Annotated in this window: 20 protein-coding genes, 3 tRNA genes and 3 rRNA genes; 15 read left to right on the top strand and 11 right to left on the bottom strand. The window is 39.1% G+C overall.

Features of this window, described 5'->3' with window-relative positions; all coding sequences use genetic code 11:
- Nucleotides 1–246 precede the first annotated feature (246 nt).
- From FZ940_RS03840 to FZ940_RS03830, 3 genes are all read left to right on the top strand, one after another.
- The gene (locus FZ940_RS03840) at nucleotides 247–1,215 is read left to right on the top strand and encodes a PepSY-associated TM helix domain-containing protein (RefSeq protein ID WP_262367589.1); all 969 of its coding nucleotides are present in this window, start codon (nucleotides 247–249) and stop codon (nucleotides 1,213–1,215) included.
- A complete protein-coding gene (locus FZ940_RS03835; protein WP_148821529.1) occupies nucleotides 1,196–3,310 on the top strand; it encodes a TonB-dependent siderophore receptor in 2,115 nt (704 codons plus the stop codon). Before FZ940_RS03840 ends, FZ940_RS03835 begins: the two co-directional genes overlap by 20 nt.
- A 95-nt stretch (nucleotides 3,311–3,405) precedes the next feature.
- The gene (locus FZ940_RS03830; protein WP_148821528.1) at nucleotides 3,406–3,939 is read left to right on the top strand and encodes a chemotaxis protein; all 534 of its coding nucleotides are present in this window, start codon (nucleotides 3,406–3,408) and stop codon (nucleotides 3,937–3,939) included.
- Between the two features lie 7 nt (nucleotides 3,940–3,946).
- Here the strand turns inward: FZ940_RS03830 and FZ940_RS03825 are convergent, their stop codons facing one another.
- Together FZ940_RS03825 and FZ940_RS03820 are read right to left on the bottom strand one after the other, a co-directional pair.
- A complete protein-coding gene (locus FZ940_RS03825; protein WP_187422129.1) occupies nucleotides 3,947–4,159 on the bottom strand; it encodes a molybdopterin biosynthesis protein MoeB in 213 nt (70 codons plus the stop codon).
- Entirely contained in the window at nucleotides 4,159–4,452 is a 294-nt protein-coding gene (locus FZ940_RS03820) for a hypothetical protein (RefSeq protein WP_148821526.1), read from the bottom strand. Before FZ940_RS03820 ends, FZ940_RS03825 begins: the two co-directional genes overlap by 1 nt.
- Between FZ940_RS03820 and FZ940_RS03815 the strand changes: the two genes are divergently transcribed.
- Nucleotides 4,427–4,603 (top strand): hypothetical protein, encoded by a 177-nt coding sequence (locus tag FZ940_RS03815; RefSeq protein WP_234411981.1) that lies wholly within the window; start codon nucleotides 4,427–4,429, stop codon nucleotides 4,601–4,603. The two genes, FZ940_RS03820 and FZ940_RS03815, sit on opposite strands and share 26 nt — an antisense overlap.
- Before the next feature lie 177 nt (nucleotides 4,604–4,780).
- Here FZ940_RS03815 and FZ940_RS03810 read toward each other — a convergent pair.
- The 4 genes from FZ940_RS03810 to FZ940_RS03795 all read right to left on the bottom strand — a co-directional run bounded on the left by FZ940_RS03810 (nucleotide 4,781) and on the right by FZ940_RS03795 (nucleotide 7,469).
- A tRNA-Ser gene (locus FZ940_RS03810) sits at nucleotides 4,781–4,868 on the bottom strand.
- 43 nt (nucleotides 4,869–4,911) lie between these two features.
- Nucleotides 4,912–5,244, bottom strand: a complete 333-nt coding sequence (locus tag FZ940_RS03805) for a GNAT family N-acetyltransferase (protein WP_485353756.1) — start codon at nucleotides 5,242–5,244, stop codon at nucleotides 4,912–4,914.
- Between the two features lie 132 nt (nucleotides 5,245–5,376).
- On the bottom strand, nucleotides 5,377–6,180 hold the full coding sequence (locus FZ940_RS03800; protein WP_148821525.1) for a M48 family metallopeptidase: 804 nt from the start codon (nucleotides 6,178–6,180) through the stop codon (nucleotides 5,377–5,379).
- 320 nt (nucleotides 6,181–6,500) lie between these two features.
- The gene (locus FZ940_RS03795; protein WP_148821524.1) at nucleotides 6,501–7,469 is read right to left on the bottom strand and encodes a putative transporter; all 969 of its coding nucleotides are present in this window, start codon (nucleotides 7,467–7,469) and stop codon (nucleotides 6,501–6,503) included.
- Nucleotides 7,470–7,577: 108 nt separating this feature from the next.
- Here FZ940_RS03795 and FZ940_RS03790 point away from each other — a divergent pair, with 108 nt between their 5' ends.
- A complete protein-coding gene (locus tag FZ940_RS03790) occupies nucleotides 7,578–8,024 on the top strand; it encodes a DUF411 domain-containing protein (protein ID WP_054197245.1) in 447 nt (148 codons plus the stop codon).
- 44 nt (nucleotides 8,025–8,068) lie between these two features.
- Here the strand turns inward: FZ940_RS03790 and FZ940_RS03785 are convergent, their stop codons facing one another.
- Nucleotides 8,069–9,382, bottom strand: coding sequence for a sodium-dependent transporter (locus tag FZ940_RS03785; protein ID WP_148821523.1), 1,314 nt, complete (start codon nucleotides 9,380–9,382; stop codon nucleotides 8,069–8,071).
- A 201-nt stretch (nucleotides 9,383–9,583) separates the two neighbouring features.
- On the opposite strand from FZ940_RS03785, the gene FZ940_RS03780 reads away from it, so the two are divergent.
- The 3 genes from FZ940_RS03780 to FZ940_RS03770 all read left to right on the top strand — a co-directional run bounded on the left by FZ940_RS03780 (nucleotide 9,584) and on the right by FZ940_RS03770 (nucleotide 12,551).
- A complete protein-coding gene (locus FZ940_RS03780) occupies nucleotides 9,584–10,894 on the top strand; it encodes a hemolysin family protein (protein ID WP_230854001.1) in 1,311 nt (436 codons plus the stop codon).
- A 241-nt stretch (nucleotides 10,895–11,135) separates the two neighbouring features.
- Nucleotides 11,136–11,981 (top strand): fumarate hydratase, encoded by an 846-nt coding sequence (locus FZ940_RS03775; RefSeq protein WP_054197242.1) that lies wholly within the window; start codon nucleotides 11,136–11,138, stop codon nucleotides 11,979–11,981.
- Nucleotides 11,982–11,990: 9 nt separating this feature from the next.
- On the top strand, nucleotides 11,991–12,551 hold the full coding sequence (locus FZ940_RS03770) for a Fe-S-containing hydro-lyase (protein ID WP_054197241.1): 561 nt from the start codon (nucleotides 11,991–11,993) through the stop codon (nucleotides 12,549–12,551).
- A 32-nt stretch (nucleotides 12,552–12,583) separates the two neighbouring features.
- On the opposite strand, the gene cheQ is transcribed toward FZ940_RS03770, so the two are convergent.
- A complete protein-coding gene (cheQ, locus tag FZ940_RS03765) occupies nucleotides 12,584–13,057 on the bottom strand; it encodes a cheVAW transcriptional regulator CheQ (protein ID WP_148821522.1) in 474 nt (157 codons plus the stop codon).
- A gap of 96 nt (nucleotides 13,058–13,153) precedes the next feature.
- Between cheQ and FZ940_RS03760 the strand changes: the two genes are divergently transcribed.
- The 7 genes from FZ940_RS03760 to FZ940_RS09795 all read left to right on the top strand — a co-directional run bounded on the left by FZ940_RS03760 (nucleotide 13,154) and on the right by FZ940_RS09795 (nucleotide 19,883).
- Complete coding sequence (locus tag FZ940_RS03760) at nucleotides 13,154–13,528, top strand: RidA family protein (protein ID WP_148821521.1); 375 nt, start codon at nucleotides 13,154–13,156, stop codon at nucleotides 13,526–13,528.
- A 446-nt stretch (nucleotides 13,529–13,974) separates the two neighbouring features.
- A 16S ribosomal RNA gene (locus tag FZ940_RS03755) occupies nucleotides 13,975–15,485 on the top strand.
- Between the two features lie 94 nt (nucleotides 15,486–15,579).
- A tRNA-Ile gene (locus tag FZ940_RS03750) sits at nucleotides 15,580–15,656 on the top strand.
- 12 nt (nucleotides 15,657–15,668) lie between these two features.
- Nucleotides 15,669–15,744: transfer RNA gene (locus tag FZ940_RS03745), tRNA-Ala, on the top strand.
- A gap of 326 nt (nucleotides 15,745–16,070) precedes the next feature.
- Nucleotides 16,071–18,974 (top strand): 23S ribosomal RNA (locus FZ940_RS03740).
- A gap of 133 nt (nucleotides 18,975–19,107) precedes the next feature.
- A 5S ribosomal RNA gene (gene rrf / locus FZ940_RS03735) occupies nucleotides 19,108–19,226 on the top strand.
- The 16S, 23S and 5S rRNA genes sit together here with 2 tRNA genes alongside, the layout of an rRNA operon.
- A gap of 222 nt (nucleotides 19,227–19,448) precedes the next feature.
- Nucleotides 19,449–19,883, top strand: a complete 435-nt coding sequence (locus FZ940_RS09795; protein ID WP_148821520.1) for a ComEA family DNA-binding protein — start codon at nucleotides 19,449–19,451, stop codon at nucleotides 19,881–19,883.
- A 145-nt stretch (nucleotides 19,884–20,028) separates the two neighbouring features.
- Here the strand turns inward: FZ940_RS09795 and FZ940_RS03725 are convergent, their stop codons facing one another.
- From FZ940_RS03725 to FZ940_RS03715, 3 genes are read right to left on the bottom strand one after another with little or no spacing between them, the layout of a single operon-like run.
- The gene (locus tag FZ940_RS03725) at nucleotides 20,029–20,295 is read right to left on the bottom strand and encodes an Rrf2 family transcriptional regulator (RefSeq protein ID WP_222861996.1); all 267 of its coding nucleotides are present in this window, start codon (nucleotides 20,293–20,295) and stop codon (nucleotides 20,029–20,031) included.
- Nucleotides 20,295–20,639: a hypothetical protein gene (locus tag FZ940_RS03720; RefSeq protein ID WP_148821519.1), complete on the bottom strand. Its 345-nt coding sequence runs from the start codon at nucleotides 20,637–20,639 to the stop codon at nucleotides 20,295–20,297. The genes FZ940_RS03725 and FZ940_RS03720 overlap by 1 nt, the downstream gene beginning before the upstream one ends.
- A gap of 3 nt (nucleotides 20,640–20,642) precedes the next feature.
- Nucleotides 20,643–21,965: an NFACT RNA binding domain-containing protein gene (locus FZ940_RS03715; RefSeq protein WP_148821518.1), complete on the bottom strand. Its 1,323-nt coding sequence runs from the start codon at nucleotides 21,963–21,965 to the stop codon at nucleotides 20,643–20,645.
- Nucleotides 21,966–22,174: the final 209 nt, after the last annotated feature.

The following is a 22,174-nucleotide window of genomic DNA, read 5'->3' as shown; positions in this document are numbered from 1 at the left end:
TTAAATATAGCTTTTATAAAAGTTAAATTTACTCTAGTATTACTTAGAATTTCTTTTTTATTAACTAAAAATTTTATTAAAATTTATGCTTAAATAATACTATTCCATCGTCCTAAATGGACCCTCCTTTTTGTAACTGATAAGTCTTTGCTTCCCCCTTTTCTGGCTTTTCGTATACACAAAGAGGAGTTGTTTATTCTTTTAAAAATCAAATCTATTTTTTACATTCTATAAAAAATTTTATTTTTGGAATTTCTAAATCAAAAGCTTGTAAATGCGAATCTAAAAGCTCAAAGAATAAGCCTTAATAAGATAAAAGAGATTGTCGCTAAAGAGCTAAATAATTATGAAATGGTTGGCATAAATATTGATACAGACCCTAAAAGATGCGACAAAATTTGGTTGATCGAGCACAATGACAGCCAAAAAGAGTGGAAATTTATCTATTTTGACGCTTTTAGCGGTAAGATAAAGAGCGAGCCACTTGCACATGATGAGGGATTTTTTGGAGTTTTAACCGAGCTTCATGAGTCGCTATTTCTTGGGAAAATTGGTCACGTTATCCTTACTTTAACCGCTATTTTTACGTTTTTTATATGCATAAGCGGTTTTGTGATTTATAGAAAATTTTGGCTGACACTACTTAGGCTTCGTGTAAATAGGCTAAATGTTTTTATGAGTGACATTCATAAAATGATAGGAATTTTTTCTACACCTATTTTACTGCTCATTTGCATAAGTGGTATTTGGTGGGAATTTCAAATGGCACGCATGCCAGAGTTTAAAAATGACTTCGTTATAGATACAAAAATTTACAACAAAAGCTTGTCTCTTGACGAGCTGGTGACCCGCTCAAAAAATGATCTTGCTGGCTTTGAGCCACACTTCATCTCACTGCCTTTTATGCAAGGAGCAAACATACGCCTTTTTGGCTATGTAAAAGATCAAAATTTCTTGCATAACGAATATTCAAGCATATTAACTTACGATAAAAATAACGGCGAATTAGTAAGCATTTTGGACATAAAAAATGCAAATCTAAGCGAAGAAATTCTCTCAGCATTTAGAAAATCGCACTTTGGCAACTACAATCAAATCACAAAATTTATCTGGTTTTTAGTCGGCATTTCACCGCTTATTTTAAGCATTTCAGGGCTTTATTTGTGGATAAAAAGAAATTTTAAAAGGAGAAAAAATGAAAAAATTTTTAATTAGTTTGGTTGCATTAAATTTGATGCAACCTCAAATTTTTGCTAGCCAAAGCGATAAAATTTTAGAAGCAATTGATGTCGTAGAAAGCGAGCGAAGAGACGACGCAAACTACTTTGCAAAAGAGCTTGTAAAGAGCACGACAAGGCTAAATTTAACCTCTCGTCAAACACCCCAATCACTAACAGTGCTAACAGAGGCTAGACTAAAAGATCAAGGCATCAAAGACTATCAGGTGCTTCTTAGAAATGTCCCTGGCGTTACGCTAAACAAATGGGACGAGCGCATACGTCCGACGGTTCGTGGATTTCAGATAGATTATTACTTGCTTGATTCGATGCCTAGCTTTGGTGGCTTTAGCCTTGACGCAAATGATATGAGCTTGCTGCCTTATGAGAGAGTTGAGGTAGTAAAAGGGGCAAATGGTCTGCTTGCAGGCGCTGGCACCCCAGCTGCAAGCTTAAATTTCATAAGAAAAAGAGCAGACGCAAAAGAGCTAAAAGGAAATTTTGGTGTAAGTGCTGGCTCATACGATAGATATGGCGTAAATGGGGATGTGCAAACGCCTGTAAATGAGAGTGGAAGCGTCAGAGCGAGGCTATCTTTTATGCATGAGAAGTCGCACTCTTATATGGATTATTACAACCGCAAAAATAGCGCGATTTATGGCGTCGTAGATAGCGACATAGGCGACAGCTCATGGCTTAGTCTTGGTGCGTTTTATCAAGAGCTAAAACGTCACGGCATTAGATGGGGCGGCATGCCAGCATTTTACTCAGATGGCTCTAGGACAAATTTTAGTAAAAATGAAATTTTCTCTCAGCCTTGGACAAGGTGGGATATAAAAACACTTGATTTTTACGCTGATTTTAAGCACTACTTTGAAAATGAAGCAAGTTTAAATTTAAGCTACTCATTTAGACGGGCAAACACTGACTCAAATCTACTCTACTACGGCGGAGCGGTAAATTTAGACGGTACTGGCAATATGAGTGGTCTTAGCGTCTATGCAAACAAAAGAGAGGAGAATATCCACAACGTAGATGCATACGCAAATATCCCTTACGAGCTAGCAAATTTATCTCATGAGTTTGTCTTTGGCGCGATGTATAACAACTATAAAAAAAGTAGCGATAAGGTAAGTAGCTACTGGCTGCAAAGGACTACGCCAGCAGGGCTTGCTTATACTGCTAGAAGTAGGATAGACTTTAAAAACTTACATCTTGATGATCCAAAACTCCCTTACGAAGATCAAAACAATAAAGACAAAACGATACAAAAGGCATTTTACGCGGCAAATAAACTATCAATCACCGATGAGCTTAAATTTTTGCTAGGTGCCAGGGTTAGCTACTACAAATACGAGATCGAGGGCGGCAAAGATAATAGAAATTTCACAAATGAGATCACGCCATATCTTGGCATCACTTACGACATCGGAGCAAACCACACTCTATATGCTAGCTATACGAGCATATTTAAACCTCAAAGTGTAAAGGACGCAAATGACAAATACCTTGATCCGATCCAAGGCAAGGACTATGAAGTGGGCATCAAAGGCGAGTATCTTGACGGGGCGCTTCAAGCAAGTCTTGGCGTCTTTAAGATCGTGCAAGATAAGCTTGGCATAAATACTGGCAGGAAAAATCCAGCGACAAATGCCGACATATATGAATCTGGCAAGGGTGTGACAAGCAAGGGTGTCGAGCTAGATCTAAACGGCGAGATCACTAAAAACTTAAGCCTAAGCTTTGGCGCAACGCACTTTAACGCAAAAGATGCTAATGGCGAGAAATACGCCACTGACTCATCAAGAAGCACGGCAAATTTATTTGCAAAGTATGAGATCAGAGACTTTAGAGTAGGGGCTGGAGCTATGTATAAGAGCAAAATTTATACTGGCAAAGGTGCAGATGAAATCACACAAAAAGGCTACACTTTAGCTAATTTGATGTTTGGATATAAATTTGCTAAAAACTTTGACGTGCAGCTAAATATCGACAATCTCTTTAATAAAAAATACTATGAGGGTATCAACAAAAACATGATGGTTTATGGCGATCCACGCACATTTAATCTAAGCTTTAACTATAAGTTTTAGCTAAATTTACTCTAACGCGCCAGCTAAATTTCTAGTTGGCGACCTTCATTTTTTGCATAGTAGGTGTATAATTTCAAAAAACTAAGGAATTTGCATTGCTTAAGGTAGAAGTGATATATAAATTTTGCCTTGTTTGCGCTCTTGCTTGTGGGATATGCCTGCTTGCATTTACTGGGCTAAATTTCGCCATGGACGAGTATAATGAGTGGATGATGAGCGCGCACAAATTTGCAGGGATTTTGATATTTTGCGCAGCGATCTTACACGTCTTTAACCGCAGAAGAAAGCTAGTAAAGCTCATAAATGAGATGATCGATGTCACCACGCACCGCAAAAATCCAACGATCTGCAACATGGACCGCATTATCGCCTCGCTTGAGCCTTACAGCATCAGTGAAATTTCACGCATGCTTGGCTTTGATGAGGGCGAGTTTTGCAAGAGTTTGCGCGAAAACGACGTTAAATTTAATGACGCTAGCCAGACTTTACGCCAGATCGCACGAATGAATGACGAAAAGATATTTTTTGTGCTAGTTCTTATAATCGAGGCGAAATTTGGCAAGAGATTTTGTGGTGAGCTAAAGTACAAACGTGGCGAAAAACTTAAAGATAAAAAAATGGTCGCGTAGAGCTAGCTCAGTCTTTGCTAGCTTGTGCCACGTAGATGAAGCTATCTTTACTCCAGCGCCTAAATGCGCAGTCATAGCAGCTTCTCTCGTCCCCACAGCTCGTCTCCTCTTCATCGCCATCTAGCTTAAATTTAGTGCAGCCTTCGGCGGTTTCTTGCGCTTTTTCGTAGTTAAATTTGCCGTATTTAAACTCATTTTTCTCATTGAAATTTTGCATCATCAAAATTCCCGAAGCTCTTTTATGTTTAAATTTCTAAACTTACCATTTTTGTATTTTCGCACAAGTAAAGTTGCCTTGTGATGCCAAAATATAGGCTTTAAAGTGCCACCTAAATTTATCATCTCATCTTTTGCTAGCTCTTTAAAATTCTCGTTCAAAACCGCCTCGATAAATGGAAGCTCTGTAAGCTTAGCAACGCTTAGCTTTGACTCTTTTAGTTCAAATTTGCCTCTGATTTTTCCGTCGCTTCCGCTAAGCCTAAGCCTTATGCCAGCAAGCGCGCAGGAGCTCATACAAAAGACGCGCTGGGGGCTTGGCGGCGAGCTAAGCGAAACGGAGGAGGCGCGGCTAGCGGAGTATTTTAACAGCGGCAAATACAAACCAAAGCAAGAATTTATGCACTGGGCGTTCGTAGCTGTCGATAAGGCAAATAGAATTTTATAGTTAAAATTTCTTCTAGAATGGAGCAAATTTGATGCTAGTTATATGCCTAACTATGACAAAAGTAAAAGATAATTGGCAAGATTTTAGTAAGTTTTAAAAAAGTAGTCTTTTGCTTAGTGCCAATGTTTTAAGCAATAAAAATAAAGGTCAGTAGACTTTAAGTTATAGATAGTTTTATGGCGGGTAGAGAGAGATTCGAACTCTCGGTGAGTTGCCCCACACACGCGTTCCAGGCGTGCTCCTTAAACCGCTCGGACATCTACCCAAGATGAAGGTGATTATATCTTTATTTGCTTAATGCTTGGCTTTTAGAGCTTTAGCCCCAAGATAACGACATCTTTATACTCGCCGTCCATCAGGCAAACGCCAGGCAGTTCACCCCATTTTTCAAAGCCAAATTTCAAAAAGAGCCCAAGACTTGCTTTGTTTTTGCTAAAGATTAGTGCGATGATGTTTTTTAAATTTAGCTCTCTAGCTTCATTTAGGCTGTGGGCTAAAAGCTGTTTGCCGATGCCCCATTTAAGAGCCTTTTTAGCGACATAGATGCTTATCTCTACGCTTATATCGTAAGCGACTTTTGGATTAAAGTCACTCAGTGAGCAGTAGCCTAAAATTTTATCATTTTCTTTGTAGATAAAGATAGGGTGCGAGCTGCTGTTGGCGTTAAACCAAGGCTCTCGCTAACTAGCCGAATATCAGCAGTCGTAGTTTTTTAAAATGTACTAGTTATAAATTTGAGCAACCATTTCAAGATCGCTCAAATTTTTTGAAGCCTAGCTTCTTTTGGCAGCTTGATAGACTGGCTCAAGTTTTGCTGCGATATCTTTTAGATCTTTTATCCTGCTCTCGTTTGATGGGTGAGTGCTTAAAATTTCAGGCACCTTTCCGCCACTCATCTTGCTCATTTTTACCCAGACTTCGACCGCTTCTTTTGGATCGTATCCAGCTCTTGCCATTAGCTCAGTACCGATGTGATCAGCCTCGGTCTCATGCGAGCGAGAAAATGGTAGAGATATGGTGTATTCGCTAGCTAAATTTAGAGCATTAGCTCCAAGATCGCCAAGGCCAGTAGCTGTAGCTATTGCAAAGATACCTATGCTTTTCATCTGATCAGCACTTGCTTGCTCCCTGCTGTGCTCTCTAAGCGCGTGGGCAATCTCGTGACCCATGACCGCTGCTAGCTGTGCATCTGTTAAATTTAGCCTTTTTATGATGCCACTATAAACGACTATCCTTCCCCCTGGCATACACCAAGCATTTAGCGTATCTTCGTTAATAACATTTACTTGCCACTTCCATTTTAGAGCATCATCCCTAAAAACACCAGTTTGGGCGATGAGCCTTTTAGCGATATCTTGAACTCTTTTTGTAAGGATTGGATCGACATTTAGCTCGCCTTTACTTCTAGCAGCTGTTAGCGTCTTGACGTAGGCTTGGGCTGAGCTTTGCTCCATAGCTTCTGATGAGACCAGCATAAATTGCTTACGATCGGCACCAACAACGCCTGATTTCGTGACGCTCGTGCAGCCGGTGATAAACATGCTAGCTGTTAATAACATAAGTAAAATTTTTTTCATTTTTTCCTTTTTTGGATTAAAATTTCGCGTATTATAACTTGTGTTGGATATGCATTGTTAAACGAATGGATAAATTTAAATTTTGTGATTTCAAAAATAGAAATTTATTTTTTGCAAATTTTAAAATCTCATTCACTCGCCTTAGCAGACTGCTAAATTTAGGTCTCGTAGCTACTTGCCACTAAATTTAGAGCCGTGATATGCCAGCTCTAATTTTAAAATTTGCCTGATACTTACCTGATGACAAAGTGTATTCAGTGTGCTGCTTGGTTTATGACCGCATAAATCAAAATTTAGACGCTATATCTTAAATTTAACCCTTACGCCTTATAGTCTATATTTCTCTCAAATTCTCTCAAACGTTTATTTACAGATCTTAGCTCCGTTATTGTCGTCCAGTTATCGATAAAGACGCTAAAACTCTCTCTAACTTGAGAAAAAGCATTGCTAGCTTGTATAAGCACACCAAGCGTTATAAGGCCGCTAAATAGGCCATTTCCCATGATGACATAAGGTACGATTACAAGAATTTGTGAAAAAGAGATGAGCCAAAGGTTAAAGTAGCCATAGTGCAAAAATAGTTTGTAATAATTTAACTTTACGCCCGTAAAAAGCTCTAGCATGATGTTTGGCTGACAGAATTTAGACTTATCATCTTCGCCGTAAACCAGCTCTTTTCTAAATGCCGCTTCTGCTTTTTGGTTGTTATACTCGATATGTGGGAGTTTAATGCCCACAAACCACGAAATAATTAAGCCACCGATGCTAATTATTAAAGCGATATAAACAAGCGAGCCTTCGATATCTTTGATGTAAGGCAAACTCACGCTCTTACTTAGCTCCCAAAGCACTGGTATAAAGGCTATTAGCGTCATGATCGCCCTTAAAACCTGCACGCCAAGGCTTTCCATTATTTTAGCAAAGCGGTAGACATCTTCTTGGATACGCTGCGAACTGCCTTCGATGTCACTTTTGCAGTTTTGCCAAAATTTTAGATATCTAAACGTCATCGCCTCTCTCCAGCGAAAGACCCAGTGGCTAGCAAAAAACGAGATCACAGTGTAAGTCACGACATAAGGCATAGCGATTTTTATAAAGTTAAAAATTTCTCGCCAAAACTCACTTACATCATGATCTTTTGAGTTTTGCACGATGTCGTAGAAATTTTTATACCACTCGTTTATACGGACATTTAGGTGTGTTTGATAGACAAGAAGCAAGATGATAAATATCGCTCCGCCATAAGCCCAGAGTGCCCATTTTTTATCTTTAAAAAATGATGAAAACATAAAGTGCCTTTTGTAAATTTTGGCGAATTATAGCAAGCAATATTAAGCATTTATATAAAATTTAAATGTGAGCTATATCATTTTGCAAATTTTAGGTAAAGGAAAATGATGAAGAAATTAGCATTTTTGGCTCTTGGCTTTTTTGCAACACTTGCGTTCGCGGCTGATATGAAAGTCTATAAAAGCCCAACTTGTGGATGTTGTACTAGCTGGGGTGAGGCGATGCAGAAGGCTGGATTTAGCGAAGAGGTCATAAAAGTAGATGATATAGCTAAAGTTAAGAAAGAATTTAATGTGCCGCTAGAGCTTTCAAGCTGCCATACAGCAATCATCGATGGATATATCATAGAAGGTCACGTTCCAGCTGATGAGGTAAAGCGCCTACTAGAGCTTAAGCCAAAAGATGTAGTTGGTATCGCAGTGCCTGGCATGCCGATGGAGAGCCAAGGTATGGAGCAAGGCAGTAAAGCTGAGCAATACGATGTTATTTTATTTAAAAAAGATGGCTCACAAGAAATTTTTGCCACTTACATCGGCACAAAAAAACTAAGATAACTTCAAAAATTTTTAAATTTAGCTCATTTTTTGGCGAGCTAAATTTAAAAAGAAATTCCCTTACTTACAGCTATGATACAAAGTAAAAATGTTAGCGGAACGTAGATAAATTTACCTACAAAATACCAGAAATTACCATAAGATTTATTTGCTCCTGAATTTACCTCGTCTAAAATTTCTTCTTTTTTTATGATCCAAAACCAAGAAATAGCACCGATTACCGCACCGATTGGGATGATATAGATCGACACAAAGTCCATCCAAGGTCCCCAACTGCTAATAGGCTCCATAAATGCTCCTATGCCAAAGCAAACTGCACAAAGTAGCGTGAGTGTCCAAAATCTGTTAAGAAACGGAAATTTATGCATAAGCGACTCAGCCACGACCTCAAACATATTTTGAAGCGAGGTGATACCGCCAAAGATGACTGCTGTAAATAGTATGATCGCAAAAATTTGACCGCCGATCATATTTTGTAAAATTTTTGGAAGCGTTACAAAAAGTAGCTTTGGACCTTCGGCTGGATCCATAGCATAGGCAAAGACTGCTGGGATCATAACAAGAGCGGCCACAAGAGCTGCGATAGTATCAAAAAAAGCCGTAGTTTTAGCACTCTCAACGATATCTTCATCTTTTGAAAGGTAAGCCCCATAAACTATCATGCCAGATCCTGTGATAGAGAGCGAGAAAAAGGCTTGACCCATCGCAGAAACCCATACCATTGGGTCTGCAAGCTTACTAAAGTCAGGGATAAAAAGGAATTTATATCCATCAAATGCATTTGGTAGCATTGCGACATTTATAGCCAAAATGCTAAACAATACGAAAAACAGTGGCATCATTATTTGATTTGTTTTTTCGATACTTTTTGCCCCAAAAAATAGTGTAAGAAGCGTGCCAACAACGATGATAAAATGATAAGGCAAGACTGAGTAATCTTGAAGTGCAAATGAGTTAAACCAAACATTCGTATCAACGCTCATAAATGAGCCAGTAAGCGCCTGGGTAAGGGCTTTTAGTACGTAGGCGATGATGACTGCGTAACCGATGGCTATACAAAGTGAGCCAGCAAGCGGAAGCCAGCCAATAATACTGCCAAATACGCCTAAATTTCTACTTTGCCAAGCATATTTATATGATCCAAGCGTACCAGTTTTTGCACGTCTACCGATCGCATACTCCGCACTCAGACCAACATATGAAAAAAGAGCTATGAAAAAAACATAGATGAGTAAAAACGCTGCACCGCCATTTGTGCCAAGTTTATAAGGAAAGCCCCAGACATTTGCCATGCCAACTGCTGATCCAACACAAGCCAATATAAATGCCCAACGCGATGAAAAATTCTTTTTGCTCATTGTAAAATCCATATATTTAGTGATGAAAATAATGTTATCAAAATATGATTTAAGAACTTTTTATAAATCTTAAATTTAAGAAATGTTGTTACTTTTGGGCGCGGCTAATTTGACCGCTAAATATAAATTTGCTATAATCAGGCAAAAATTTTTAACTCTTAAGGATCATAATTGAACCCCAGTAGCGATAATTCGCTTTTAATGGTAATACTTGCCGTTGTATTCATTTTACTAAATGCCTTTTTTGTTTTATCAGAATTTTCTCTTGTTAAAGTTCGTAAGTCTAGACTTGAAGAGCTTATCAAAGAGAAAAAGCCAAACGCTCAGCTTGCTTTCGAGATGTCGAACAAGCTTGATACTTATCTTAGTGCCACTCAGCTTGGTATCACACTAAGCTCACTTGCTCTTGGTTGGATCGGTGAGCCAGCAGTCGCAAGACTTATAGAAGCCCCACTTAAAAATTTCTTCAACTTTAGTGATATCTTAGTTCATACGGTTGGTTTTGCGATCGCATTTACGCTTATTACGCTACTTCACGTTGTAATGGGTGAGCTTGTGCCAAAGTCAGTTGCTATAGCAAAGGCCGAGACTTCAGTGTTAAAAATTGCTCGTCCACTTCACTTTTTTTGGGTGCTATTTTCTCCTGTAATTAAGCTTTTTGATATTTTAGCGACCATTGGACTTAAAATTTTAGGTATCCAGCCAGCTAAAGAGAATGAGCTAGCGCACTCTGAAGAAGAGATAAAAATCATCGTTGGCGAGAGCTTAAAGGGTGGCGTACTTGATAGTTTTGAGACTGAGATCATTAAAAATGCAGTTGATTTTAGTGACACAGTCGCAAAAGAGATCATGACGCCAAGGCGCGATATGATCTGCATAAATAAACAAAAGAGTTTTGAGGAGAATTTACAAGTTGTATTTGAGTCAAAATACACTCGCTTTCCTTATATAGACGGCTCAAAAGATATTATTTTGGGCATGATACACATTAGAGATATTTTGCAACTTCACTTTAGCAAAGATAAAGAGAAGAGTTTTGACTCAATTGTTCGTAAATTTGTCATCGTGCCTGAGAGCCTCTCTATATCAAAGGTGCTTGTAATGATGAATAAAGAGCAAATTTCAGCTGCACTCGTAGTTGATGAGTATGGCGGTACAGCCGGACTTCTTACGATGGAAGATATAATGGAAGAGGTGCTTGGTGATTTTAATGACGAGCACGATGAAGTCGATCAACACTACAAAAAGATAAATGACAATATTTACGAATTTCAAGGCAGATACGATCTAGAGAGCGTAGAAGAGGTTCTTGGTATAAGCTTTGATGAAGAGACAGATCAAGTTACAATCGGTGGATATGTCTTCAACTTAATCGGTCGTTTGCCAGTAGTTGGGGACAAGATCGAGGATGAAAACTGCTACTACGAAGTAAGAAAGATGGATGGAGCCAGTATCTCACGAGTTAAAGTTAGAAAAAAGATAAAAAATGAAGAGGAGAGCATTCAGTCTTAAATTTATATATTTATGGCTTAAATAAGCCATGTTATGTAAATTTCTATCAATATTGTGATGTTCTAGACTCAATTTTCGCTATCGCTTATTTTATTAAATTTGTTTTAGACAAGTCTTCTAGTTGTAGTCAAGCAAAATAAACTCATATAAATTTTTCGAGTAGATATCTAGCAGTAAAATTTAATCTTAAATTTTAAATATAGTTAATATAATTAAAAATTGTTTTTTACGAGGAGTAAAGATGAGAATAATAAATGTAAAAGATATAAGAGAAGTCGTTGCCAAGCTTTGCAAACAGGCCTGTTATGTTGTGACGCCAGATTTAAAGGCTGCTTTTACAAAGGCTCAAAGTAGCGAAAGCTCGTCTCTAGGTAAAGATATTTTGGGCAAAATTTTACAAAATGCTAAGCTAGCAGAAGAGGGCGTTGCGCCTATATGCCAAGATACAGGCATGACGGTTGTTTTTGTGCAGATCGGCCAAGATGTGCATATTGAGGGTGGATATATTGAAGATGCGATAAATGAGGGCATTGCGGAAGGCTACATTGGGGGCTACCTAAGAAAGTCAGTCGTTGCTGAGCCACTTTTTGAGAGAAAAAATACCACAAACAACACTCCAGCCGTCATTCACACTAGGATCGTACCAGGAGATAAGCTAAAGATAAAAGTAGCTCCAAAAGGTTTTGGTAGTGAGAATAAATCGGTTTTAAAAATGCTTGTACCAGCTGATGGTATAGAGGGTGTAAAAAAAGTCTTTTTAGAGGCTGTAAAATACGCTGGACCAAACGCCTGTCCTCCACTAACAATAGGTGTTGGCATAGGTGGTACGATGGATAAGGCAGCACTTTTGGCAAAAGAAGCAGCAGTTCGTTCAGTCGATAGTAAAAATTCTGATCCAAGATATGCCAAATTAGAAGACGAGCTACTAGAGCTTGCTTGCAAAACTGGTGTTGGTCCTCAAGGACTTGGTGGTGACACCACTGCTGTTAAAGTAAATGTCGAGTGGTATCCAACCCACATAGCAGGTCTTCCTGTTGCTATAAACATCAACTGCCACGCTGCACGCCACGCAGACGCTGAGCTTTAAGGAGAAAAAATGTCAGAAGTAAAAAGAATAACAGCACCATTTAATAAAGAGGTGGTAAAGAGCCTAAAAGCAGGCGACAATGTCCTAATATCAGGCACTATCATAGCAGCTCGTGACGCTGCACATAAGGCACTTACTGAAACATTGGCACGTGGCGAAAAACTACCAGTTGAACTAAAGGGTGAGACTATCTACTATGTTGGACCAACTCCAGCCAAGCCAAATCAAGCTATCGGCGCAGCAGGCCCAACAACAAGCGGCAGAATGGATAAATACACCCCAACTATGATAAATGAAGTTGGTATAAATGGTATGATCGGTAAAGGCTACAGGAGTGACGCAGTAGTCGAGGCTATGAAAAAATCATGCTGTGTTTATATGGTTGCTATCGGCGGCATCGGAGCTCTCATTAGTCAAAGTATCAAAAAATATGAAGTGCTGGCTTATCCAGAACTAGGACCAGAGGCAGTTGCTAGGCTTACAGTTGAGGATTTCCCAGCAATAGTTGCCATTGACTGCGAAGGTAATAACTTCTATGAAGTCGGGCAAGCACCTTACAAAAAGATATAAATTTATCCCGCTAGCAAGCTAGCTAGCGGACTTTAGTAATATCCAAGACACATCGTTTCAGTTAATTTTATGCGTTTTTCAAATGGAGCAGGTGAAAAAAATTTACACTTTTCAATGTAAATTCTATAAGAATAGCTAAGATTAAAATCATCATAAAATTTCTTCAAGTCTATAAATTTGATGCCGCAAATCTCATAAAATTTAAAGAGCTCGTAGATCTTAGAGCCATTTTTTGCTACAAGATGAGAAGGAGCAAGCGAGGTAAAAGAGCAAAATACGCCTGTTGGAATAAGTCCATTCAAAGGTGTGCAGGTTTTTATAATGTTTCGAAATTTGGCTGGAATGCTATTTTTTCTAAGAAAAACTATTCTTGAGTTTTCAAATTTAGCACTTATGACGTTTTTCCAAAAAAGATAAGCATTTGATGAGATGCCGGCATTTTTAGCCAACTCAGCACTGAGTACATAATCATCTAAAAACTCATTTGGTGCGAGTATATTTTGCATCTTCATCCTTTTGAAATTTTGCCCATTATAGCTTTTGGAGACTAAAAATTTAGAAAATTTATAGTAGGATTTTAAAAAATTTCAAAAGGAGAAAATATGAAAAAACAAATCTCAACAAAAAAAGCTCCACAAGCGATTGGGCCATATTCTCAGGCGATAAGCGTTAATGGATTTTTATTTATCTCAGGTCAGCTTGGTGTCACACCAGCTGGTGAGTTTGCAGGTAGTAGCGTAGAAGCTCAAGCTGAGCAATCACTTGAAAATTTAAAAAATATCTTGGCTGAAGCAGGACTTACTTTTGATAATGCTGTAAAGACTACAATATTTCTAGCAGATATGGCAGATTTTGTTAAAGTAAATACTGTGTATGCTAAATTTTTTAAAGAGCCTTATCCTGCCAGAAGCACAGTAGCCGTTAAAACCTTGCCAAAAGATGCGCTTGTGGAAATAGAGCTTATCGCGGCTTATTAATAGATATTGTGTAAAAGTTTACATAATTTAATGCTTAATTATAATGGAGAGCAAAAACTCTCCAAATTTATACTTCAAAAACTAAACCCTTAAGCCTACTAATAAAAATACATACTTTAAAATTTTTAAGCGCCTAACAATTTTTCTCAAATTCCCTAATTATTTCAACTATCTTTAAGTATTGCTCATATATAATTCCAGCTCACGAAACGAGAAACCACCTTTAACTTCATTGGTTAATAAAGCCTTTTCTTTTTATCGTTGTTCTTTTAACTTACAATTGTTAAACTATTAGTCAATCTTTGAAATCTAAACAAGTGATCGATTGAGCCAGTCTATTATTTTATAATTTATAATAGATTAGACAAACTAATAAATAAAACTAAAAGTTTTTTGATTAAAAACTTCATAATAAAATCCTATCAAATAAATTTTGCTAGGTAATTAATATGGAGAGTTTGATCCTGGCTCAGAGTGAACGCTGGCGGCGTGCCTAATACATGCAAGTCGAACGGACAAGTAAGAGCTTGCTCTTATGAGTTAGTGGCGCACGGGTGAGTAATGTATAGCTAATCTGCCCTACACTAGAGGACAACAGTTGGAAACGGCTGCTAATACTCTATACTCCTGTCTTACATAAGTTAGATAGGGAAAGTTTTTCGGTGTAGGATGAGGCTATATTGTATCAGCTAGTTGGTGAGGTAATGGCTCACCAAGGCTATGACGCATAACTGGTCTGAGAGGATGATCAGTCACACTGGAACTGAGACACGGTCCAGACTCCTACGGGAGGCAGCAGTAGGGAATATTGCTCAATGGGGGAAACCCTGAAGCAGCAACGCCGCGTGGAGGATGACACTTTTCGGAGCGTAAACTCCTTTTGTTAGGGAAGAATAATGACGGTACCTAACGAATAAGCACCGGCTAACTCCGTGCCAGCAGCCGCGGTAATACGGAGGGTGCAAGCGTTACTCGGAATCACTGGGCGTAAAGGACGCGTAGGCGGATTATCAAGTCTCTTGTGAAATCCTATGGCTTAACCATAGAACTGCTTGGGAAACTGGTAATCTAGAGTGAGGGAGAGGCAGATGGAATTGGTGGTGTAGGGGTAAAATCCGTAGAGATCACCAGGAATACCCATTGCGAAGGCGATCTGCTGGAACTCAACTGACGCTAATGCGTGAAAGCGTGGGGAGCAAACAGGATTAGATACCCTGGTAGTCCACGCCCTAAACGATGTATACTAGTTGTTGCTAAGCTAGTCTTGGCAGTAATGCACCTAACGGATTAAGTATACCGCCTGGGGAGTACGGTCGCAAGATTAAAACTCAAAGGAATAGACGGGGACCCGCACAAGCGGTGGAGCATGTGGTTTAATTCGAAGATACGCGAAGAACCTTACCCGGACTTGATATCTAACAAATCATCTAGAGATAGAAGAGTGTCTGCTTGCAGAAATGTTAAGACAGGTGCTGCACGGCTGTCGTCAGCTCGTGTCGTGAGATGTTGGGTTAAGTCCCGCAACGAGCGCAACCCACGTCATTAGTTGCTAACAGTTCGGCTGAGCACTCTAATGAGACTGCCTTCGTAAGGAGGAGGAAGGTGTGGACGACGTCAAGTCATCATGGCCCTTATGTCCGGGGCGACACACGTGCTACAATGGCATATACAATGAGAAGCAATATCGCGAGATGGAGCAAATCTATAAAATATGTCCCAGTTCGGATTGGAGTCTGCAACTCGACTCCATGAAGCCGGAATCGCTAGTAATCGTAGATCAGCCATGCTACGGTGAATACGTTCCCGGGTCTTGTACTCACCGCCCGTCACACCATGGGAGTTGATTTCACTCGAAGCCGGAATACTAAATTAGTTACCGTCCACAGTGGAATCAGCGACTGGGGTGAAGTCGTAACAAGGTAACCGTAGGAGAACCTGCGGTTGGATCACCTCCTTTCTAGAGTACGTATAGATATTCTCTCACAAGATATCTATAAGAAAGATATTCTCAATCATCCTTGTTTAGTTTTGAAAGATTGATAGACCTATAGGGGCCTATAGCTCAGCTGGTTAGAGTGCACCCCTGATAAGGGTGAGGTCACAAGTTCAAGTCTTGTTAGGCCCACCAGAGAATTTAATTGGGGAATTAGCTCAGCTGGGAGAGCGCCTGCTTTGCACGCAGGAGGTCAGCGGTTCGATCCCGCTATTCTCCACCATAAAATAGTTTAACTATATTAAGTCTAATTAGAGAGCTTAAAAATTAAACTTTCTAATTAGACTTTTGTCTAAATGTTCTTTTAATTAATATTGTTAATAGTCACAAGCAAGTTTTAAAAACAATTTTACAGGACTTGTTAAAGATTTAAATTTCTATTCTCTTTGCATTTAATGCAAAAGTTTGACATCACAATCTATTTAGGATTTAAAACTTATCTAAATAGTTGTCAATGCTTTCCGTCTTGAGAGCTAGAATTTAAATATAGTAACATAAAGTTATCTTTAACAAGGAAGTGATGCGAATTAGAATAATCTAATATAGAAAAGGTAAGCTACAAAGAGCAAGTGGTGGATGCCTTGGCTAGTAGAGGCGATGAAAGACGTGCCAGGCTGCGATAAGTCTCGGGGAGCCGTCAAGGGGCTTTGATCCGGGAATTTCTGAATGGGGCGACCCAGTTAAGCGCGAGCTTAACTACCTAATATGGAGCGAACGAGGGGAATTGAAACATCTTAGTACCCTCAGGAAAAGAAATCAAAAGAGATTACGCTAGTAGCGGCGAGCGAACGCGTAAGAGGGCAAACCGTTAGTTTACTAACGGGGTTGTAGGACTGCAATATAGACTAAACTTAGCTAATAGAATAATCTGGAAAGATTAAGCATAGAGGGTGATACTCCCGTATATGAAAGCTTTGTTTTACTTAGCAGTATCCTGAGTAGGGCGGAACACGTGATATTCTGTCTGAAGCTGGGTAGACCACTATCCAACCCTAAATACTACTACTAGACCGATAGTGCACAAGTACCGTGAGGGAAAGGTGAAAAGAACTGAGGTGATCAGAGTGAAATAGAACCTGAAACCATTTGCTTACAATCATTCAGAGCCCTATGATTTATCAGGGTGATGGACTGCCTTTTGCATAATGAGCCTGCGAGTTGTGATGTCTGGCAAGGTTAAGGAAACCCGGAGCCGTAGCGAAAGCGAGTCTTAATAGGGCGTTTAGTCAGACGTTGCAGACCCGAAACGATGTGATCTATCCATGAGCAGGTTGAAACCGGTGTAAGAGCCGGTGGAGGACCGAACCCGCTAGCGTTGAAAAGCTATGGGATGACTTGTGGATAGGGGTGAAAGGCCAATCAAACATCGTGATAGCTGGTTCTCTCCGAAATATATTTAGGTATAGCGTCATGTAGTAACACTAGGGGGTAGAGCACTGAATGGGCTAGGGCATACACCAATGTACCAAACCCTATCAAACTCCGAATACCTAGTGTGTAATCATGGCAGTCAGGCGGCGAGTGATAAAATCCGTCGTCGAGAGGGGAACAACCCAGACTAACAGCTAAGGTCCCTAAATCTCATTTAAGTGGAAAACGATGTGGAGTTACTTAAACAACCAGGAGGTTGGCTTAGAAGCAGCCATCCTTTAAAGAAAGCGTAATAGCTCACTGGTCTAGTGATTCTGCGCGGAAAATATAACGGGGCTAAAATGAGTACCGAAGCTTTAGACTTAGTTTTACTAAGTGGTAGGAGAGCGTTGTATTTGCGTTGAAGGTATACCGGTAAGGAGTGCTGGAGCGAATACAAGTGAGCATGCAGGCATGAGTAGCGATAATTGGGGTGAGAATCCCCAACGCCGTAAACCCAAGGTTTCCTACGCGATGCTCGTCATCGTAGGGTTAGCCGGGTCCTAAGCAAAGTCCGAAAGGGGTATGCGATGGAAAATTGGTTAATATTCCAATGCCAACTATAATGTGCGATGGAAGGACGCTTAGAGTTAAGCAAGCTAGCGGATGGTAGTGCTAGTCGAAAGGTATAGGTTAAGATCCAGGCAAATCCGGATCTTTTTAAGCCGAGACCCCACAGGCGTTTGAAATTCTTCGGAATGGATAGCGAATTGCCGATACTGTCGAGCCAAGAAAAGTTTCTAAGTTTAGTTATAGTTGCCCGTACCGTAAACCGACACAGGTGGGTGGGATGAGTATTCTAAGGCGCGTGGAAGAACTCTCTTCAAGGAACTCTGCAAAATAGCACCGTATCTTCGGTATAAGGTGTGCCTAACTTTGTGAAGGATTTACTCCGTAAGCATTGAAGGTTACAACAAAGAGTCCCTCCCGACTGTTTACCAAAAACACAGCACTCTGCTAACTCGTAAGAGGATGTATAGGGTGTGACGCCTGCCCGGTGCTCGAAGGTTAATTGATGACGTTAGCTCTGCGAAGCGTTTGATCGAAGCCCGAGTAAACGGCGGCCGTAACTATAACGGTCCTAAGGTAGCGAAATTCCTTGTCGATTAAATATCGACCTGCATGAATGGCGTAACGAGATGGGAGCTGTCTCGAAGAGGGATCCAGTGAAATTGTAGTGGAGGTGAAAATTCCTCCTACCCGCGGCAAGACGGAAAGACCCCGTGGACCTTTACTACAGCTTGACACTGCTATTGGGATAAAAATGTGCAGGATAGGTGGGAGGCTTTGATCCATAGACGCCAGTTTATGGTGAGCCATTGTTGAGATACCACTCTTTTTTATTCTGATAGCTAACTAGCTTGAGTTATCCTCAAGTAGGACAATGTCTGGTGGGTAGTTTGACTGGGGCGGTCGCCTCCCAAAATGTAACGGAGGCTTACAAAGGTTGGCTCAGAACGGTTGGAAATCGTTCGTAGAGTATAAAGGCATAAGCCAGCTTAACTGCGAGACATACACGTCAAGCAGAGACGAAAGTCGGTCTTAGTGATCCGGTGGTTCTGTGTGGAAGGGCCATCGCTCAAAGGATAAAAGGTACCCCGGGGATAACAGGCTGATCTCCCCCAAGAGCTCACATCGACGGGGAGGTTTGGCACCTCGATGTCGGCTCATCGCATCCTGGGGCTGGAGCAGGTCCCAAGGGTATGGCTGTTCGCCATTTAAAGCGGTACGCGAGCTGGGTTCAGAACGTCGTGAGACAGTTCGGTCCCTATCTGCCGTGGGCGCAAGAAGATTGAGGAGAGTTGACCCTAGTACGAGAGGACCGGGTCGAACCAACCACTGGTGTACGAGTTGTTCTGCCAAGGGCACCGCTCGGTAGCTATGTTGGGATGTGATAACTGCTGAAAGCATCTAAGCAGGAAGCCAACTCCAAGATGAATCTTCTTTTAAGAGCTCATATAGACTATGTGTTTGATAGGCTGGGTGTGTAATGGATGAAAGTCCTTTAGCTGACCAGTACTAATAGCTCGTCTGCTTATCTTTTAATAAGCATCACTTCCTTGTTAAGGATAAAAACTTAATAAGATATGTTTTTATAAGACTTTGTTTATGACTTTTAACTTTATCAAGTAGTGTTAAATAAGAGATTTATCTGATATATTTTTTATTTAACACTGCCCGTGACTATACAGACGAGGAAACGCCTTGCTCCATCTCGAACCAAGAAGCTAAGCTCGTCCTGGCTGATGATACTCTCCCTTACTGGGATGTTGGAAAAGTAGGTCGTTGCGGGCTTTGTTAATTTTTAATCTTCTTTATCTAAACAATCATCTTTTAATATTTATTTCTTAATTTATAATAAAATATCAAGTCTTACATTTATTTATATTTTTAAATAATTAGACTTTTTATCTCTATGTTTATAAATATCTTTTAGTTTATGCTTTTATACGAGTGTTGACTAAAAACACCAAATATGATAGACTCCAAACCCAAATTTACCCAAAAAGGACAAAAATGAAAAAGATTATATTCTCACTATTAGCAGCAGCTTCTACATTACTAGCAGCCATAAATTTAAACACCGCCACAAAAGAAGAGTTAATGAGTTTAGATGGTATAGGTTCTTCAAAGGCAGATGCAATAATAGAGTATAGAAAAGCAAATAAATTTAACTCAATAGAAGATATAAAAAATGTAAATGGTATAGGCGATAAGACATTTGAAAATTTGAAATCAGATATATCAGTATCAGGCACTACAAAGATAGACACCACAAAATCAAAAATAAAATCTAAAAAAGATGAGATAAAAGAAAAAGTAAGTAAAAAGAGTGATGAAGTAAAAGAGAAAAAAGATAGCGCTAAAGATGATAGTATAAAAGATAAGAAAGAAAAGCTAAAAGATAAAGCACAAAAGAGTAAAGCTAAAAAAGAGAAGAGTAAGGAGTAATAAATCTAGAAATTTGTAAAAATTCTTACATAAAGTATATAAAAATAGTTAGGAGCGCATAGCGTTCCTAATAAAAAATAGATTGGTTTTTATATATCTGCCTACTTTTTAAATTCTATAACCTAGTTTGCCTGTTTTTTAAATTTTATAAATTAATAAGCTCATCTAATAGATCTTGTAAAGTAATACTTCTTAAACTATTCTCTAAAGCTTCTTGTGCTTTTAGGAAGTGACCAGTTAAGAGTCCCTCGATCTTGCCACCAAGCGGGCAAGCTTTAGGTGAGTCAGAGTGGATCTTAAAAAGTTTTTCTTTATTATTTACTGCGTTAAAAATTTGAAGGAGGGTTAGGTGTTGGGGAGTATCACTGACTTGAGATGTGGTGTTTGTGGGACTGGTGAGTTTTTTAAGCATCAAATAGTTATGTCAAGCATGTGATGTTCGCTAGATTCTATTTCCTCATTATCTGCTATATCGTCCAAATTTTCTTCGTCACTATCTCTTGAATTTTGTTTTTCGCTCTCAAACTCACTTGCCTCTTCTTCGCTTTTTTGGCGTTCATGTTCCTTTTCAGGGTCTATTTTATAAGACTCTTCCATAGGACGCACCTCTTTGATCTCTTCACTTTGTTGCGAGGCAAGCTCAGCTGCCATCAAAGATTGCATATCAAATCTGGCTTGTTGATTTGCATGCACTTGCGATACTACTGGGGCATTTTGGTTTATGAAGTTACTATTTCCTAAAGGTGTTACAGCCATTTTTTAGCCTTTATTTATTATGATAGTTTTATAGTTAGTATAAGTGACATTTGCACCGTTTTCACGTTTTAAATTTTCACGCTTAGTATAGTCTACCTCGTATCTGCCAGCTCCCTTTACGCTAAATTCCACGCAGAATTTAGCTGCCATTTTTAGCATATCTTCGGGTACCTTGCTCTTGTTTGTCTTGATGATAACGTGAGCGCTTGGAGCGTCTTTTAGATGAAGCCAGATGTCATCTTTTTTAGCAAGATCAAGTAAATTCATATTGCCTTTTTCGTTTCTGCCAACTAAAATTTTAAACTCTCTAACGTAAAAAATTTCGGTATTTTCACTCACGTCTTTTGTGTGGCGTTCTCTTTGTTTTGCCTTGTTTTTTGGGCTTAAAATTTCAAGCTCATAAAGACTGCTCGCTTCTTTTAAGAGAGACTTTAATCCCTCAAAAAACTCGATTTTTTCTTTTAAATTTCTCTTTTCTATCTCCACGCCAAGGGCTTTTGCGCGAAGCTTTTTTGATCTTGCGTAAAACTCATTTGCGCTGCTTTTTGGAGTATCGCTAAGAGTTAGTTTTATCTCGTTGCCATCAAAATCTTTCAGGCAAATTTCTCTCTCATAGCCCTTAAAATTCCCCAGATTTGCAAGCAAAAGTGATCCTAAATTCGCAGCTTCTTCACTCTTTCTCATCAGCTCATCTTTGTCTTCAAGTGAGTTTAAAATTTCGCTCATGCTATCTATCTTTTTTTGTACGCTTGCAAGCTTCGCCTCTTTTAAGCTAGCTATCCTTGACTCATTTACTCTGGCCGCTTCGCTCTTAAAAAACGCCTCAAAGTCAGTTATGGGCTCGCACGTTTTTTCCTTGATAGTGATAGCTGGAAGCTCCCTTAAAACTTCGCCAGTTTCTATCTTTCGGTAGCTATTATCAATGTGTCTTAACGCCTCGATTATTACGTTGTTTTCATCAGTTATCACAGCATTTGTAAAGCGACCTGTAAATTCAAGATAGAGAATAAAATTTTCACTTTTATATGCGCCACTTTGCGTGCAGATAAATTTTAAAATTCTATTATCTTTTAAGCATTCAACGCTTTTTATATGCGAGGCATTAAAGCGCTTTTTTAGCACATTATCAAAAGGTGCTTGATAAATTTTTGCTTCTTTTAACTCGTCATCTTTGTAGATAGCGGAGTTTGATTTGTTTAGATCAAAGATGATCTTCTCGCCATTAAATTCGATCAAAATAGCCATATCATTAATGCGTTTTGCTTGGTTTATCTTTGTAAAATTTGATAAATAACTTGCTATTTGAACTAAATGTGCGTACTTCATGTGAGGATTATATCAGAAATGTTGCAAAAATGTTTTAATAAAAGCTTTATCACTAGCTATGATAAAAATAGTAAAAATCTGTTTTCTGATCTATGTTTAATTTTTTGAAATGTTTTATTTGTAATGTTATTAAAATATAAATTTTTCGTAAATTTTTTTCATAAAAATTTAAAATATATTTTTATATAATGATAACTATTTTTATAATA

It is taken from the genome of Campylobacter concisus (genome assembly GCF_902460415.1).
GTDB lineage: Bacteria > Campylobacterota > Campylobacteria > Campylobacterales > Campylobacteraceae > Campylobacter_A > Campylobacter_A concisus_Y.
Note: the sequence above shows the minus strand (reverse complement) of the source record. Positions and strands in the feature narration are given on the sequence as shown.